This is a genomic window from Vibrio sp. T20, from assembly GCF_007858795.1.
GTDB classification, from domain to species: Bacteria; Pseudomonadota; Gammaproteobacteria; order Enterobacterales; family Vibrionaceae; genus Vibrio; species Vibrio satsumensis.
Genome location: NZ_VFEB01000171.1, coordinates 26,434 through 43,454, shown reverse-complemented (window position 1 = coordinate 43,454; position 17,021 = coordinate 26,434). Strand labels below are relative to the sequence as shown.

At 45.2% G+C, this 17,021-nt stretch carries 12 protein-coding genes; 7 read left to right on the top strand and 5 right to left on the bottom strand.

Annotated features, from left to right (window positions below; genetic code table 11):
• Positions 1-44: 44 nt before the first annotated feature.
• Entirely contained in the window at positions 45-377 is a 333-nt protein-coding gene (locus FTW16_RS18165; RefSeq protein ID WP_017060796.1) for a tRNA-binding protein, read from the bottom strand.
• A gap of 197 nt (positions 378-574) precedes the next feature.
• On the opposite strand from FTW16_RS18165, the gene FTW16_RS18160 reads away from it, so the two are divergent.
• The gene (locus FTW16_RS18160; RefSeq protein WP_146492056.1) at positions 575-1,573 is read left to right on the top strand and encodes a substrate-binding domain-containing protein; all 999 of its coding nucleotides are present in this window, start codon (positions 575-577) and stop codon (positions 1,571-1,573) included.
• Positions 1,574-1,792: 219 nt separating this feature from the next.
• Here the strand turns inward: FTW16_RS18160 and galM are convergent, their stop codons facing one another.
• The 4 genes from galM to galE form a co-directional block, all read right to left on the bottom strand.
• Complete coding sequence (gene galM, locus FTW16_RS18155) at positions 1,793-2,872, bottom strand: galactose-1-epimerase (RefSeq protein WP_146492055.1); 1,080 nt, start codon at positions 2,870-2,872, stop codon at positions 1,793-1,795.
• A 112-nt stretch (positions 2,873-2,984) separates the two neighbouring features.
• Entirely contained in the window at positions 2,985-4,145 is a 1,161-nt protein-coding gene (gene galK, locus FTW16_RS18150) for a galactokinase (RefSeq protein WP_048612261.1), read from the bottom strand.
• A gap of 234 nt (positions 4,146-4,379) precedes the next feature.
• Positions 4,380-5,432 (bottom strand): UDP-glucose--hexose-1-phosphate uridylyltransferase, encoded by a 1,053-nt coding sequence (locus FTW16_RS18145; protein WP_146492054.1) that lies wholly within the window; start codon positions 5,430-5,432, stop codon positions 4,380-4,382.
• A gap of 223 nt (positions 5,433-5,655) precedes the next feature.
• Positions 5,656-6,666, bottom strand: a complete 1,011-nt coding sequence (gene galE / locus FTW16_RS18140; protein ID WP_146492053.1) for a UDP-glucose 4-epimerase GalE — start codon at positions 6,664-6,666, stop codon at positions 5,656-5,658.
• A 393-nt stretch (positions 6,667-7,059) separates the two neighbouring features.
• Between galE and ebgR the strand changes: the two genes are divergently transcribed.
• The 6 genes from ebgR to ygjJ all read left to right on the top strand — a co-directional run bounded on the left by ebgR (position 7,060) and on the right by ygjJ (position 17,018).
• Complete coding sequence (ebgR, locus tag FTW16_RS18135) at positions 7,060-8,043, top strand: transcriptional regulator EbgR (RefSeq protein WP_146492052.1); 984 nt, start codon at positions 7,060-7,062, stop codon at positions 8,041-8,043.
• A gap of 323 nt (positions 8,044-8,366) precedes the next feature.
• Complete coding sequence (gene ebgA / locus FTW16_RS18130; protein ID WP_146492051.1) at positions 8,367-11,483, top strand: beta-galactosidase subunit alpha; 3,117 nt, start codon at positions 8,367-8,369, stop codon at positions 11,481-11,483.
• 3 nt (positions 11,484-11,486) lie between these two features.
• Positions 11,487-11,939: a beta-galactosidase subunit beta gene (locus FTW16_RS18125; RefSeq protein WP_146492050.1), complete on the top strand. Its 453-nt coding sequence runs from the start codon at positions 11,487-11,489 to the stop codon at positions 11,937-11,939.
• Between the two features lie 175 nt (positions 11,940-12,114).
• A complete protein-coding gene (locus tag FTW16_RS18120; RefSeq protein ID WP_146492049.1) occupies positions 12,115-13,539 on the top strand; it encodes an amino acid permease in 1,425 nt (474 codons plus the stop codon).
• Positions 13,540-14,113: 574 nt separating this feature from the next.
• On the top strand, positions 14,114-15,547 hold the full coding sequence (locus tag FTW16_RS18115) for an amino acid permease (protein WP_086715307.1): 1,434 nt from the start codon (positions 14,114-14,116) through the stop codon (positions 15,545-15,547).
• A gap of 406 nt (positions 15,548-15,953) precedes the next feature.
• Positions 15,954-17,018, top strand: coding sequence for a protein YgjJ (ygjJ, locus tag FTW16_RS18110; protein ID WP_146492048.1), 1,065 nt, complete (start codon positions 15,954-15,956; stop codon positions 17,016-17,018).
• The last annotated feature ends 3 nt before the right edge of the window (positions 17,019-17,021 follow it).

Genomic DNA, 17,021 nt, shown 5'->3' with positions numbered 1-17,021 from the left:
GATTTAGGTTGGTGAACACATAGGCTCACCAACCTAAAGCGAGCTTAAACGACACGAATACCTGCTGGCATCGCACGTTCAGGGGTTAGCAATACACTTTCAGATTCATCTTCCGTTTCTGCACATAGCAACATGCACTCAGAAGTGTGGCCTCTCATCTTCGCCTTCGCTAGATTGCACAAAACAACAACTTGCTTACCCATCAACTCCTCTTCTGTGTAGTAAGGAACTAGGCTGGTCACCGTTTGTAGCGTCTTGTCACCAACATCCACTTGCACAATGTACAGCTTGTCGGCGTTTTCATGACGAACAACCTCAATGATCTTACCCACACGCATTTCTAACTTAGCAAAGTCACCATAAGAGACAGTATCCATTTCTCACTTCCTATATTGATTTGTTTTTACTCATTAAATCATTTACTAAAATTAAGTAAAATGTAAATGTTTACACTAGCATTAAGCCTAATAATTACAAGCGGTAAAGATCTCATTACTGGAAGTAAAATGAGAGTTTCGTTGCCTTACTATCATTGTCGGTGTTAAATAGATGCAGCAATGTATAGAGGTTAAAAATGGCAACAATTAAAGATGTAGCAAAGGAAGCTGGTGTTTCTGTTGCAACCGTATCTCGAGTGATCAACAAGTCTCCCAAGGCGAGTACAAGCTCGGTAGAGTCTGTAACTAAAGCGATGTCTAAACTCGGCTATCGCCCGAATGCCAATGCTCGAGCGCTGGTAAGCCAAAGCACGAACACTGTTGGTGTATTGGTCGGTGACATCTCCGATCCCTTTTTTGGCACGCTGGTTAAGGCTGTCGATAATGTCGCTCGTGAGAACGGAAAACATATCCTTGTCGGTAATGGCTCACACGATCGTGAAGAAGAGAGACAAGCGATTGAGTTGCTGATTAACAGCCGTTGCGACGCCCTGGTGATCCACTCGAAAGGCCTGACCGACGAAGAACTGATTGCCTATGCGAAAGAAGTCAAAGGCTTAGTGCTGATCAACCGTTATATTGCTGAGATTGCCAACCGTTGTATTTTCTTGGACAACAAGAAAGGCGCGTATCTTGCGACGGAATATCTGATCCGCCATGGCCATCAGAACATTGCCTGTATCGCCTCATCGCATAGCATTGAAGATGCCGATGAGCGTATCCAAGGTTACTTAGCGGCACTCTCAGATTACAAAATAGCGCTCTCTGACAGCTATATTGAATACTCAGCGCCCACCAGTGACGGTGGCGAATACGCCATGACTAACCTTCTGACTAAATCACTGCCAATCACAGGTATTGTGGCGTACAACGATTACATGGCAGCAGGTGCTTTGTCTGTCCTTGATGAAAACGGTATTCAAGCGCCAGACAAAATGTCGATCATCGGCTTCGATGATGGCTTAATTGCCCGCTATGTTCATCCAAAGCTCACCACTATTCGCTACCCGATTCAGATGATGGCAGAGAAAGCGACACGACTCGCGTTGCACTTAGCTAAAGGTGAAAACACCTCTACTGAACCAATGATGTTCTCTCCAACTCTGGTACGCCGCAATTCGGTAGAGAAAATCTAAGTTCTGGTCGACTCATCAAGCAATAAACAAAAAAAAGCCCTAACAGAATCGCTTCTGTTAGGGCTTTCCTACCTTACTCAGATACTCAACAATCGCGCTTAATAAACCGCACTCTTGTTGAGCGCCACTTTTGCTCATCCCCCAAGAACAACGCGATAATTCACATCGTCCTATTCACAAGCAAAAGACATTGGCGTAACCGCTTTGAGCTAGAGCGTACTAGTTTGAAGAATCCCCCGAAAATTCAAACTGGTAACAGGTACTGTAGTTATATTCTTGTTCAGGCTTGAGAATACAACTGTCCTGCTTCCACTCTGGGTGGTTAGGAGAGTCAGGTAAGAACTGGGTTTCTAGCGCCAAACCAGCGTAATCTTCATAGCTGCCACCACTTCGGTTTGGTGTGCCACCAAGCCAGTTTCCGGTGTATAGCTGCATTGCAGGTTTGGTTGAAAATACTTTTAGTGTGACGAGCGCATCTGGTGAGGTTACGGTCGCGGCACATTGAGTGCGTTTGCAGCCATCAGCCAATAAGAAAGAGTGGTCGTAACCCTTTGCTGCTTTCTGCTGTTCATCGCCCAACAAACGCTCTGAGATCATCATAGGCTGATTGAAGTCAAAGCTGGTCGATTTCACCGATTTAAGGTTACCTAACGGAATACCCACAGAATTGGTCGGTAAGAACTGATTAGCATTGATACTGACAATGTGTGACAAACAGTCGTGTCCAGCTTCAGCGCCGAGCAGATTGAAGTAGGCGTGATTGGTCAGGTTCACTATCGTTGGTTTATCAGTGTTGGCTGTGTAATCGATAGAGACTCGATTATCTTCGGTGATTTCATAACGAACCGACACGTTCAAATTACCCGGAAAACCTTGGTCGCCATCCGCTGATACCAAGCTAAACACAACCGATGTTTCAGTTTGCTCAGCAATGTTCCAACGACGTTTATCAAAACCATTCGGACCACCGTGTAAGGTGTTTCCTGCTTGGTTGGTTTCCAACTTGTAATTCTTGCCATCAATCTTGAAACGACCATTGGCAATGCGGTTGGCATAACGACCAACTGTCGCCCCCATATAACTGGCTTGCTTCTCGAAGTTATCCATTGAATTAACACCCAATAGCACTTCTCGTCTGTTTCCTTTTACTGGCAAGATACAGCTCAACCACGTTGCGCCAATATCCATGAATGTCACTTCCATGCCGTGTGCATTCGACAGCGTGACAAGCTGAGCAGGTTGGCCATCATAGGCTGCAGTTTCTGTCATGGATTGATGCAGGTTCTGCGCTTGTGTCATTCTAAATTCCTTCTACTGCCAGTAAAAAGCCTCTACGTTGAGGTAAAGGCTTTAGTATTTGGCCTACCATGATCTTTTTCGTTGGTAAGCTCTATATTAAGTCTCGAAACAGCTAGATTACTTCAACTAAGCCCGCGCCGTCTTTCGCTTGGCACACATAAATCGATTCTTTTAGGCCCGTCGCTGCCTGATATTTCTGCTCAACGGTTGTTTTGATTTCATCAACCAATGCAGGTGGAACCAATGCCACAATACAACCACCGAAACCACCGCCCGTCATACGTACGCCACCTTGCTCACCGATCACTTCTTTGACCATATCAACCAGCGTATCGATTTCTTTCACCGTGATTTCAAAATCATCACGCATTGATGCATGCGATTCAGCCATCAACTCACCCATGCGTTTCATATCATGAGTGCGCAGAGCTTGAGCCGCTTCAACAGTACGGTCATTTTCAGTAATCACGTGACGAGCACGTTTCGCGACCATTTCATCCAATTCAGACTCTTTCGCTTTGAACTGCTCAATGGTCACATCACGAAGTGCCGGAACACCAAAGATACGCGCCGCTTCTTCACACTGCTCACGACGCGTATTGTATTCGCTGTCGACCAAGCCGCGTTTCTTGTTTGAGTTGATGATAACCACAGCCATATCTTCTGGCATTGAAACCGCTTGAGTTTCTAGACTACGACAATCCAAAAGCATCGCATGGTTTGCGCGACCTTCTGCCGAGATCATTTGGTCCATGATGCCGCAGTTACAGCCCACAAATTCGTTTTCGGCTTGCTGACCATTTAGCGCCACTTCAGCTTGGCTGATCTCTAGGTTATAAAGCACCTTAAATGTTTGACCAATAACCACTTCCAGTGCCGCAGAAGAACTTAAACCTGCACCTTGAGGCACGTTACCCGTTACAGAGATGTCTGCACCTGTAAATTCAAAGCCGCGACCTTTTAAGCACTTCACCACACCACGAATGTAGTTAGCCCACATCTTGTCTTGTTGGAATGTGATCTCTTGAGTTAGGTCGAATTCATCTACTGCATTACCGTAGTCCACTGATACTACTCGTACAATGTTGTCGTCACGTTTAGCCGCTGCAACTACCGTTTGGTAGTTAATGGCACACGGTAGAACAAAACCATCGTTGTAGTCGGTGTGCTCGCCGATCAGGTTCACACGACCTGGTGCTTGGATAATATGAGTCGCTTGGTAACCAAGGACTTGCTCAAAAGATGCTTTCACGTTTTGGATTAGGTCAGACATAAGTAAACTCTCTGGTTAAACTCTTTGTTCAATTGGTTATGGCCCCTTTTACGGCACCACTTTAATTCTTTTAGATTCCCTATCTCATTCGCACCTCAGGTAGGAAATGACAACATCTGCGACTAAACTTTTAAGCTTCTAAGCTCTTACACTTGTGGGCTTCTCATCTGTCGTCATTCCAGAATCGAGGGACGAGATATCGGGAATCTTGCTTGTTATTTACTAAGCAGCGTATTACTGCTCTTTGTAATGCACGTCACTCAAGTCGCGAAGACGCTGTGCCGCTTGTTCTGCGGTTAAATCACGTTGAGATTCAGCCAACATTTCGTAGCCGACCATGAACTTACGAACGGACGCGCTGCGTAACAGTGGTGGGTAGAACAATGCATGCAACTGCCAGTGATCGATGTCCGCACCTTCTTCGAAGAACGGCGCGTAGTGCCAGCCCATTGAGTAAGGAAATGAACACTGGAACAAGTTATCGTAGCGGCTAGTCAGCTTCTTAATCGCAACCGCTAAATCATCACGCTGCTCGCCAGTCAGTTCGCTCATACGGCGAATGTGCGTTTTTGGTAGTAACATAGTTTCAAATGGCCACGCCGCCCAGTAAGGCACCACAGCAATCCAATGTTCCGTTTCAACCACAGTACGAGAGCCGTCTTTCATTTCAGCTTCAACGTAATCCACTAATAGGTTTGAACCTTGTTGCTCGAAGTACTCTTTTAGCAATTTTTCTTTACGTTCAATCTCGTTAGGTAAAAAACTATTTGCCCAGATTTGACCGTGCGGATGTGGTTGCGAGCAGCCCATAGTCTCACCTTTGTTTTCAAAAGCTTGAACCCACAGGTAGTCTTTACCTAGTTCTTCAATCTGTTCATTCCACGTATCGATAACACCACGGATCTTGTTTACCGGAAGCTCGGGCAGCGTTTTACTGTGGTCCGGAGAAAAACAGATCACGCGGCTCAACCCACGTACACCCTGAGTCTTGAATAGAGGGTTATCAGACTCTGGAGCGTCAGGTGAATCGGGCATCAACGCCGCGAAATCATTACTGAATACATAAGTGCCGTCGTAATCTGGGTTTTCGTCACCCGAGATACGCGTATTGGTTGGGCACAAGAAACACTCTTTCTCATACGCTGGAAGTTGCGCAGTCGATGGCTTTTCATCTTGGCCACTCCAAGGACGCTTCGCTCGGTGCGGTGATACTAAAATCCACTGACCTGTTAATGGGTTATAACGACGGTGTGGATGGTCTACTGGGTTAAATTCAACTTTTGACATGCTTAGATTGCTCTCAAATTTTGTGTCTTGGTCAATTCACCAAGATGAATAATTCTTCTACAAGGAGATTCCCTTTCACGCTCGTTCCTCGCTGTAGGGAATGACGTTCAGAAATCGTAGTTTTAAAATTCGTCATTCCAGAATCGAGGGACGAGATATCTGGAATCTCTCTTAACCTGCCTTCCCCAAAGAAATTGGAGTTGCAGCTTTCAATTACATAAAGTTAGTAACCATTGGGATTATTCGACTGCCAATTCCAGGTATCCGCCGTCATTTCCATCACGCTACGCGTCGCCTTCCAGCCAAGTTCGCGCTCCGCTTTTTCTGTGCTTGCCCAACATTCGGCAATGTCACCAGCGCGACGTGGGCAAAGTTCATAAGGAACAGGCTTACCCGATGCTTGTGCGAAGGCTTCAACCATCTCAAGTACACTTGAGCCTTTACCCGTACCTAAGTTGTAAATGTGTAGGCCAGCCTTCTCGCCCACCGCTTTTAACGCGGCGACGTGACCGTCAGCTAAATCCATCACGTGGATGTAGTCACGAACGCCTGTGCCATCGACTGTTGGGTAATCGTTTCCAAAAACAGCCAGTTTTTCACGGCGACCAACGGCTACTTGAGCAATAAACGGCATTAAATTATTTGGGATACCTTGTGGGTCTTCACCCATAGTGCCCGATGGATGTGCACCTACTGGGTTGAAGTAACGCAATAAAGTCACGCTCCAATCGTTCTCCGCGTTGAATAGATCGCTTAAGCACTCTTCCACCATATACTTGCTGCGACCATAAGGGTTGGTGGTCGCACCAGTTGGTGAAGTTTCAGTAATTGGCACTACTTCTGGATCACCGTAAACAGTAGCCGAAGAGCTAAATACGATGCTTTTCACACCCGCTTTCTTCATGCTTCGAGCTAACACCAGTGAACCATTGACGTTGTTATCGTAGTATTCCAAAGGCTTAGCCACCGACTCCCCTACCGCTTTCAGACCAGCAAAGTGAATCACCGCTTGGATATCATTTTCTGAAAACACGCTATCTAGAAAAGATTGGTCACGAATGTCACCAAGATAAAACGTTGGTCGCTTGCCTGTTAACGATTCGATTCGTTCCAGCACTAGCTCTTTGCTGTTGCAAAGGTTATCAACAATGATCGGTTCCATACCTGCCTGTATCATTTGAATGCATGTATGACTTCCGATGTAACCCATGCCGCCCGTAACCAGTACTTTCACAATCAACCTCTCTTTGTCGTCATTCGTGGGCTAACTCGAACTGACATTAAGCTCAGTAGCACCGTATGCCAGAAATAGTAGCAGCCATTTTGACTATAATTCTGTGATCAAAACCACGAAGTGTAAACGTTTACACTAACTTTCATCATTACTGCTGATCATGACATAGATGAAATGTATAACCGCCAACCTCTAATTCATTGAATTTTAATAAGATAATTATAGATAGTTAGATTTGAGACATCACAGAGGAGTTGAGCATTTATTTTACTAAAAGTTAATGCAATGACTTCCAGTTTGATTACAATAGGTCTGTAGAATAAAGAGGTGCATTGCTTTTTTACTAAATACCAATTTCAAAGCAGCGCAATGTTCCAATAACAGGAAGTGAGTATGGCAACGTTAAAAGATATCGCGACTGAAGCGAATGTATCATTGGCTACAGTTTCAAGGGTTCTCAATGAAGATCCAACATTAAGCGTCAAGGAAGAGACCAAAAGGCGTATCTTTGAAATTGCAGAGAAGTTGGAATACAAAACCAGCAGCTCACGAAAAACCGTTAGCAGTAAGAAGCAGAACCATCACTTCCTTGCATTATATAACTACAAGCAAGAAGCGGAAGTTAACGACCCTTACTATCTATCGATTCGCCACGGTATTGAAACCCAATGTGAAAAGATGGAGGTTAAGCTAACCAACTGTTATGAAAGTAAAATACAAATAAACTCAGCGCCAATTACAGGTGTTTTGTTGGTAGGAAGAATGACACCAGAGGTTATCGAACAAGCCAAAAAGCTGAGCGATAATATCTGTTATGTCGATTTTACCGATCACTCAGAACCTTATGACTCTGTCGACATCGACCTGGCTTTGATCAGCAAAGAGATCACCAACTTCTTTATCAACCAAGGCTATGAGCGCATCGGCTTTATCGGTGGACAAGACGACGTCGACACCCCTGATATTCGTGAAGTGGCCTTTGCTGAATATGGCAGCCTCAAGAACGTTGTCAGTGAGCAAGACATCTACCGTGGTGACTTCTCTAGCTCTTCAGGTTACAAGCTTGCAAAACAGATGCTCGCGACTGGCGACTACCCTAAAGCCATGTTTATTGCGTCAGATTCCATCGCAATTGGCGTTTTACGAGCAGTTCATGAGCACGGATTAAACATTCCTGAAGATATTGCGCTGATTAGTGTAAACGACATCCCAACAGCTAAATTTACCTTCCCATCTTTATCGACTGTTCGTATTCACTCTGAACTCATGGGAATTCAAGGCGTTAACCTGCTGATCGAGAAAGTACGCGACGGTCGCACTATCCCATTACGCGTCTATGTACCAAGCAAACTCAAGCTGCGCAATACAACAAAATAGTCAGTAATATCAAACAAATACATTAAGGCCATCTTTACTAAAGGTGGCTTTTTTGTGCCTATCAGATACATCAATGTACACATATTCCCCAGTTTAACCTGCTTCATAAATCAGCTAATAGCATTCTTTTAAGTGGATCACACAGCACCGTAAAAAGACCTTAAAAAACGTGATGGAGTTAAAGTAAAACGTTTTCACTAATTTCATTTAGTAAAAGTTTTACTAATAATTACCTCAGTCCAAAAATACTCGTATTCACTACGACCCAATTACGCATAAGAACGTCGGTCAGCAAACTGCATTCAGACCGAGAGAGAGGCAACGTGAACAACTGGGAAAACTTCCTGAACTTACATGAGAACCGTATGGCACCGCGTGCATACTTCTTCTCGTACGCATCAGAAAAAAATGCAAAAACGTTTCAGCGTGAACTTAGCAGCCATTTCCAACTATTGAGTGGCCAATGGAGTTTCAGCTATTTCACCAACCCGCTATTGGTTCCTGAAGAGTTTTATTCTCAGGAAATGAGCGACTGGGGCAACATCACGGTTCCAAACATGTGGCAAATGGAAGGCCACGGCGATCTTCAATACACAGATGAAGGTTTCCCATTCCCAATTGATGTACCTTTCGTACCATCAGACAACCCAACAGGCGCTTACCAACGCTCTTTCTTCCTTGGCGAAAGCTGGGACGAGAAACAAACCATCATCAAATTTGATGGCGTTGAAACTTACTTCGAAGTTTACGTAAACGGCGAATATGTTGGCTTCAGCAAAGGCAGTCGCCTAACGGCTGAATTCGATATCTCTAGCCACGTAAAAGCAGGCAACAACCTACTGTCTATCCGCGTGATGCAGTGGGCCGATTCCACTTACATTGAAGACCAAGACATGTGGTGGACAGGCGGTATCTTCCGTGATGTTTACCTTGTCGGTAAAGAGCAACTGCACGTTCAAGATCTAACGGTTCGCACTGACTTCGATGATGCTTACCAAAGCGCTACCCTATCGTGCAACGTTGTATTAGAAAACCTAGCCGCAGCGGCGAACGCAAACCTTGAGTACGCATTGCTTGATGGCAGCCAAGTTATCTCGCAAGGCTCAGTAGATAACCTAACTGTTCCTAACCAACAGACTGGCGGCAATGCGAATACTCAATTCTCTATCGATGTAGTGAACCCTGTTCAATGGAACGCTGAAACCCCATACCTTTACCAACTATTGCTGACGCTAAAAGACGCCGATGGCAAAGTGCTAGAAGTGATTCCACAACGTGTTGGTTTCCGTGATATTAAAGTTCGCGATGGTCTGTTTTACATCAACAACAAATACGTGATGCTGCATGGCGTAAACCGTCACGATAACGATCATCTAAAAGGCCGTGCGGTTGGCATGGATCGCGTTGAGAAAGACTTAGTGTTGATGAAACAACACAACATCAACTCAGTACGCACTGCGCACTACCCGAACGACCCGCGCTTCTACGAGCTATGTGATATCTACGGTCTATTCGTGATGGGCGAAACCGATGTCGAAACACACGGCTTTGCTAACGTTGGCGACCTAAGCCGTATCACTAACGATGCGGCATGGGAAGCGGTGTTTGTTGAACGTATCGAACGTCATATCCACGCTCAAAAGAACCACCCTTCTATCATCATGTGGTCTTTAGGTAACGAATCTGGCTACGGTTGCAACATTCGTTCTATGTACGATGCAGCTAAAGCGATTGATGACACACGTCTGGTTCACTATGAAGAAGACCGTGATGCTGAGGTGGTAGACATCATTTCAACCATGTACTCACGTGCTCAATTGATGAATGCCTTCGGTGAATTCCCACACGAAAAGCCACGCATCATCTGTGAATACGCACACGCAATGGGTAACGGCCCGGGCGGTTTAACCGAGTACCAGAACGTGTTCTACAAGCACGATTCGATTCAAGGTCACTATGTTTGGGAATGGTGTGACCACGGCATTCTCGCACGTGATGAATCAGGTACAGAGTTCTACAAGTACGGTGGTGACTACGGTGACTACCCGAACAACTACAACTTCTGCATGGACGGTTTGATCTACCCAGACCAAACACCTGGCCCAGGTTTGAAAGAGTACAAGCAAGTGATTGCCCCAGTGAAGCTTCGCGATTTCGATGCGAAAACTGGCACCTTCACCGTTGATAACAAACTGTGGTTCTCAAACATTGATGACTACACCATCACTGCAGAAATTCGCGCTGAAGGTGAAACCATTGCTGTGCAACACATCAAGGTTGAAGAGCTTGCAGAAAACTCTAGCCGTGAACTAACACTTAACTTGCCACAGCTTGATGAGCGCGAAGTGTTTGTGAACTTTACTGTTCGCAAGGATTCTCGCACGCCCTACAGCGAAGCGAACCACGACATCGCGGTTTACCAATTCCAAGTAAAAGAGAACACGGCGCAACTAGAAGCCTTCACCAACAACAATGCAACGGCACTGAATGTTGAAGAGTCTCGCCTCGCTTACCTAATCAAAGGCCACAACTTTGCACTGAACTTCTCGAAAGTGAACGGCAAGCTGACGTCATGGTTAGTGAATGGCGAAGAGCTAATTAAGTCAGAACCAAGACTCAACTTCTTCAAGCCAATGATCGATAACCATAAGCAAGAGCACGATGGTTACTGGGAGCCAGCACACCTACAGATCATGCAGGAGCACTTCCGCACACTTAACGTTGAACAGGTCAATGGCAAGGTAGAAGTCACCACCACTAGCATCATTGCTCCACCAGTATTTGATTTCGGCATGCGTTGTGAATATCGCTACCAAATCAGTGCTGAAGGTCAACTAAACGTTGAACTGAGCGGTGAACGATACGGTGATTACCCACACGTGATTCCAGTCATTGGTTTCGATATGGGCATTAATGGCGACTTTGACCAGGTTCAATACTACGGCCGCGGCCCTGAAGAGAACTACCAAGACAGCAAGCAAGCCAACATGATTGATGTGTACCAATCAACGGTTGCAGACATGTTCGAGAACTATCCCTTCCCGCAAAACAACGGCAACCGCCAGCATGTTCGTTGGGCTGCGCTTTCAAGCCGCGCGGGTAATGGTATTGCGGTAAAACCACAGCAAGAAATCAACTTCAGCGCGTGGTTCTACACCAGCCAAAATCTGCATCAAGCACAGCACACTATTGAGCTAGAGAAGAGTGGCTACATCACGCTAAATCTAGATCACCAAGTGATGGGCTTAGGCTCAAACTCTTGGGGCAGTGAAGTGTTGGATTCTTACCGCGTGTACATGGATGAGTTCCGCTACGGACTAACTCTGATTCCATTCCAAGCAGGCGATTGCGACGCACAACACCTAATCAATCACAACTTTGGTGACGAGTTCTTCACGGCGAATACGCCAGCAACTCAACCACAACAGAACGAGGCATAAACGATGATCGTTTTAGACAACCTAGAGCAATTTAAAGTCGTTTACCGCGACGGTCGTAAATGGCAACGCTGTGTAGAAGCGATTGAAAACATCGGCAACATCAAAGATGGCGTGATGTATTCGATTGGTGACTCACTGGCTTACATGATTGAAGACGGTGTGGCTCGTAACACAGACAACTTCACCGGAAACCGACGTTATTTCGATGTTCATTACTACTTGGAAGGTCGTGAAACCGTTGAGTTTGCAGCTAAGTCTCAACTTGAACAGACCCAAGCTTACAGCGATGAAACCGACCGTGAACACCTACTGGGTAACGGCGAGACTCGCGAGTTGATTGAAGGTCAAGTCGCGATCTTTGATAACAGCAAAGCTTACCGCTTTCACGGTGATAACCGAGTTCGCAAAGTAGTGCTGAAAGTGACTATCGAAGACGGTTACTTCCTTAATAAGTAACCGTAACTAAGCTACCGAAGCTAAACAACTGAAAGCAGCAACAAAATCTATTCACAGTGTGTACCGAGCCTTGCCGTTCAAGGCTCAGTCACACTGCATAACGCCTTTACGCTTCTTCCCTACAAGGAAGCTTAAAGAAATAACGACTATAATTACGTGACCCTTGGAGGACACTATGTCTGAATCTGTACGCGGTAAGTTAGGTAAATTTGCCTTACTCTCCATGACATTTGCAGCGGTATTTAACGTTCGCAACATTGTAAACAACAACATCGAATTGGGATTGAGTTCAGCCCCTATCTTTTTGCTCGCAACTCTTATTTACTTCATTCCATTCGTATTCATCATTGCTGAATTCGTATCCGCAAATAAAAATTCTGAGTCAGGCATGTATGACTGGCTTAAAAAACCGCTAGGCTCAAAAGCTGCCTACCTAGGTTCGTTCCTATATTGGTTCGTAAACCTTTTCTGGTTTGTATCTCTGCTACCAAACGTAATCGCATATGCGTCTTACGCGATGTTGGGCTATGAATACGCCTTCTCGCCAGTCGTGACATCGGCCATCTCGATTGCTCTGTTTGCAGCAGCGACACACATCTCAACCAAAGGCGCGAGCTGGTTAGGTAAAATTGCCGAGATCGTGGCATACGGTGTATTCGCTCTATTTGCAATCTACGTTATCGGTGCACTAATGGCACTCGGCGGCAACCATGAACCAGTAGAACCAATCACGCTTGAAGCAATGACACCGACCATCAACTGGGCAACGCTAGGTATCATGTGTTGGATCTTCCAAGCAGCCGGTGGTGCAGAAACCGCAGCCGCTTACCTAAACGATGTTAAGGGCGGTCACAAGTCTTTCATCAAGGTTATCATTGGTGCGGGTATCGCAATCGGCGCAATGTACGCAGTTGGCTCTCTTCTAGTAAACGTATTCGTTGCTCGTGATGAATTGACCTACGCTGGCGGCATGGTTGAAATCTTCACAGGTATGGCGAACTACTTCGACATTTCACAATCTCTAACGGGTCGCTTCGTCGGTATTATCCTATTCGTTGCTATGTTCGGTTCGATGATGATGTGGACAGCAGCTCCAGTAAAAATTCACTTCTCTGAAATTCCTAAAGGTGTTTACGGCGAGAAGACAACAGAGCTTAACGAACACGGCGTGCCAGTACGTGCTGCTTGGTGGCAGTTCGCGTTTGTATTCGTGATGCTTGTGGTTAACGGCTTCGGCTCTGAATCAGTACAAGACATGATGAACACAGCAATCAACCTAACAGCAGGTACCGCAATGTTACCGCCAATCTTCATCATGGTGGCTTACTTTGTGTTCCGCTTGAAACACGACGACACACCACGTGATTTCCGTATGGGTACTCGAGTTCAAGGTATGGCTGTTGTATCGGTACTTATTGGTATCTTCGTTGTGAGCATGACAGCATCGGCATTCCCGACTGGTGTTGACCTTGTTCAAGCCTTCTTCATCAACGTATTCATGACAGCGGTATTCTCTGGTATTGCATGGTGGTGGATCTCTCGCTTTGAAAAGAAGCAAGCTGGTAAAGAGGCAAAGCTAGCAACAGCTAAGCAATCGTAGCACTCTGCATTACCCCCAACTTTTAAAGCGCCTAGCAAGGCGCTTTTTTTGTTTTAAATCAGATAATTAAATAACAAACCAAAGAAATAAAAACGGCATTCCGTCAAGATTTCAGTTCACGAAAAACACCAATTAATAGGTAATAAAACTCGAATGAAAACAAAGGTAAAACATTAACTAAATTTACTTACCCAAGGTCACATATTTGATCAATTTCGATTAACTTCCCGCCGCTTAATCTTTAATCTTCTTGCTGAAGAGACAAACTAATTCATATAAAAAAAGCGACACAACGCCCCTACAAGCCTTATAAATCGTCGATTATGAAACAAGCAATCTCTTCAATGGACGCCTTAATCTTTAATTCTTTATTTTGGTAATAACTTTACTGAAACGCCAGAGAGAAAAAGCCCAAAGAAGTCCGATCGTAAATCTATAAAAACAACAATGAGCCAACCCTGACAAAACAAAGCGGGTGTTTGCCAAACCAACATAACAATAAAAGTGCGGTCTAGAGCTTCCCTCTCTAGGACCAAGTTATAACGATCATCAACGTGATTCACCGGAGAACATCATGTCCGAAAATAAACGCAGTACGATAGGCAAATTTGCCCTACTGTCTATGACCTTCGCGGCGGTATATAGCTTCAATAACATCATTAATAACAACATCGAGATCGGCCTTTCTTCGGCTCCGATGTTCTTTCTAGCAACCATCTTTTACTTTGTGCCATTTTGTTTGATCGTTGCAGAGTTTGTGTCACTGAATAAAGACTCTGAAGCGGGTGTTTATTCTTGGGTTAAAAGCTCGCTAGGCGGCCGCTGGGCGTTTATATCGGCTTACACATACTGGTTTGTTAACCTGTTCTTCTTCACCTCTCTGCTACCTAGAATCATCGCTTATGCGTCGTATGCGTTCTTAGGTTTTGAATACATATTCACGCCAATGACCACCGCAATTCTAAGTACCATTTTGTTTGCGGTCGCGACTCATATTTCTAACAACGGTGCGAAATTACTGGGCCCTATCACATCACTAACATCATCACTGATGCTGCTACTAACAATGTCTTACATCTTGCTATCTGGTGGTGCTTTGGTAGGCGGTATCGAGCCAGCAGACCCAATCACCATCGAAGCCATGACACCAAGTTTTAACTGGGCGTTCCTTGGTGTAATCACTTGGATCTTCATGGCGGCAGGCGGTGCAGAATCGGTAGCGGTTTACGTTAACGACATCAAAGGCGGTCACAAATCTTTTGTTAAAGTTATCATCATCGCGGGTATCTTCATTGGTGCGCTTTACTCGGTAGGATCTGTGTTAGCAAACGTATTTGTTGCTCGTGAAGAACTTAAATTTACTGGCGGCTCAGTTCAAGTTTTTGAAGGTCTAGCAAGACACTTTGGACTGTCTGAAATCTTGATGAACCGTTTCGTTGGTGTGGTTTCATTCACAGCTATGCTGGGTTCTCTACTGATGTGGACAGCAACACCAGTTAAGATTTTCTTCTCTGAAATCCCTAAAGGCATCTTCGGCGAGAAAACCGTCGCACTTAACAAACAAGGCGTTCCAGAGCGTGCGGCTTGGGTTCAGTTCTTCATCGTAATTCCACTGATGTTCATCCCAACACTGGCGTCGGACACAGTACAAGACTTAATGAGCACCATCATCAATATGACAGCCGCAGCCTCTATGTTGCCACCACTGTTCATCATGATTGCTTACCTGCACCTACGTGTAAAACTTGACCATCTACCTCGTGACTTCCGTATGGGTTCTCGCCGAGTAGGTATCACCGCAGTGTCGATTCTTATCGCTATCTTTACGGTTGGTTTCTTTGCATCAACCTTCCCAACGGGCGCAGACATCATGACCATCATCTTCTACAACGTGGGCGGGATTGTGATCTTCCTTGGCTACGCATGGTGGAAGTACGGTCAATACGAAAAAAGCTTATCTCCAGAAGAGAAGAAACTAGAAGCAAAACCTGAAGCGGCGAATGCTTAGTTTGACCCCACATTCTGATTGAAACTTAAGGCACTCCCATTTGGCGAGTGCCTTTTTATTTGTGGGTACATTTCCACTCAATCCCCCATTTTCACCAAAGCCATTCAAGAAAGAAGATATTCGAGTCAGCAATCTAACCACCCATAAAATGATTCACAACCTGAATACCTGCAACCCCAACCATGCCTCTGCAAATTCAACTTAAAGTCAAAATAAAAACAAGGTAAACATTTACTAAAAATAGATCACACTTTTGACCCTAATTAATTTTAAACATCAAAATTATCATTAATATCGGTTTTGCGATCGTAAGTAACCTGACCAATACGCCTTAAGAGCACCCCATATTAGAAGTCAAGACTGCCTACGAGCCTTCATTTATTAACCCGACATAGAAGTGAATAAAATGAAATTTAGTTTTACTAAAAACACTCTTATTACAAGTTGTATTCTTGCTGCCTTAACTGCTAATGCAAACGCTGAAGAATCAGCGGCAAATCATAGTGACACTCAGCCCCCTGAAGCTGCCTCACAAACTCTATTTAACTTTTATGGTGAGCTTGGTCTAGGTGGTCACGTTGCATTAGAAGGTGATGACAAGGGTCGCTACGCGGACGGTACATACATCGAAGCAGGTCTCGCTATCGAGCATGGCAACTGGTTTGGTCTTGCATATATGGAAGGTTGGACAGTACAAGCCGACGATGAAGGCAATGCATGGGCAACGGGTCATGGTTGGGGTGGCTTTGAAGGTGGTTTTAACCGCTTCTACGCTGGCTACCGCACAGATAACAAAACAGAGTTTATTGTTGGTCGTATGGACTCTTCACTGGATGACGTTCAATGGTGGGGCGATGCAACCGTCGAATACGGTTATGCAATCTCTAACACTCGCGATGTAAACGTAGGGGTCAAAATTCAAAACTTAGAAGGCAAGCTTCGCTACAGCGTTTCTTTCGCTCCTGAGTCTGACTTCTCTGAAGATGACGCTCTTATCCATTTCGGTAAATACGATAGCTTTGCAGACCAATGGAAAGACAAGAACGCCATGGTCAATGGTTACTTACAATATGACCTCACTGATGACCTAACATTAATGGGTGGCGGTGAAGTCCGTAATAACGATGGCGGAGAGCTATTCCTATTGGGTGCTGAATACAAAAATGTTGCTGCACGTGTTTGGCACGATACAGACAAGGGTAACCAAGAGTCTTTCGGTAGTGAGTCTGGCATTCAAACCAGTGCATGGTACGAGGCAGCACAAGGCGTATACCTATCAGCAGCCTACAACTACGCAAACTTCGACGGCGACAACGGTGAAAAAGAAATCACCTCTTACATCAATGCTGGCGTTTGGTACGAATACGGCAACGGCGCATTTGCGACTGCCTTCGATAGCCGCTTTGGCGTAGGCAGCGATACTGAAATCGGCGACGCGCAAGTGTTCGCAATGCAATACTTCTACTGGTAATAA

Bases quoted from the DNA above. Each gene is read 5' to 3' on its own strand.
- galK (WP_048612261.1), bottom strand. From the start codon at position 4,145: ATGTCTGACCTAATCCAAAACGTGAAAGCATCTTTTGAGCAAGTCCTT.
- FTW16_RS18165 (WP_017060796.1), bottom strand. From the start codon at position 377: ATGGATACTGTCTCTTATGGTGACTTTGCTAAGTTAGAAATGCGTGTG.
- FTW16_RS18145 (WP_146492054.1), bottom strand. From the start codon at position 5,432: ATGTCAAAAGTTGAATTTAACCCAGTAGACCATCCACACCGTCGTTAT.
- FTW16_RS18115 (WP_086715307.1), top strand. From the start codon at position 14,114: ATGTCCGAAAATAAACGCAGTACGATAGGCAAATTTGCCCTACTGTCT.
- ebgR (WP_146492052.1), top strand. From the start codon at position 7,060: ATGGCAACGTTAAAAGATATCGCGACTGAAGCGAATGTATCATTGGCT.
- galM (WP_146492055.1), bottom strand. From the start codon at position 2,872: ATGACACAAGCGCAGAACCTGCATCAATCCATGACAGAAACTGCAGCC.
- ygjJ (WP_146492048.1), top strand. From the start codon at position 15,954: ATGAAATTTAGTTTTACTAAAAACACTCTTATTACAAGTTGTATTCTT.
- FTW16_RS18125 (WP_146492050.1), top strand. From the start codon at position 11,487: ATGATCGTTTTAGACAACCTAGAGCAATTTAAAGTCGTTTACCGCGAC.
- FTW16_RS18120 (WP_146492049.1), top strand. From the start codon at position 12,115: ATGTCTGAATCTGTACGCGGTAAGTTAGGTAAATTTGCCTTACTCTCC.
- FTW16_RS18160 (WP_146492056.1), top strand. From the start codon at position 575: ATGGCAACAATTAAAGATGTAGCAAAGGAAGCTGGTGTTTCTGTTGCA.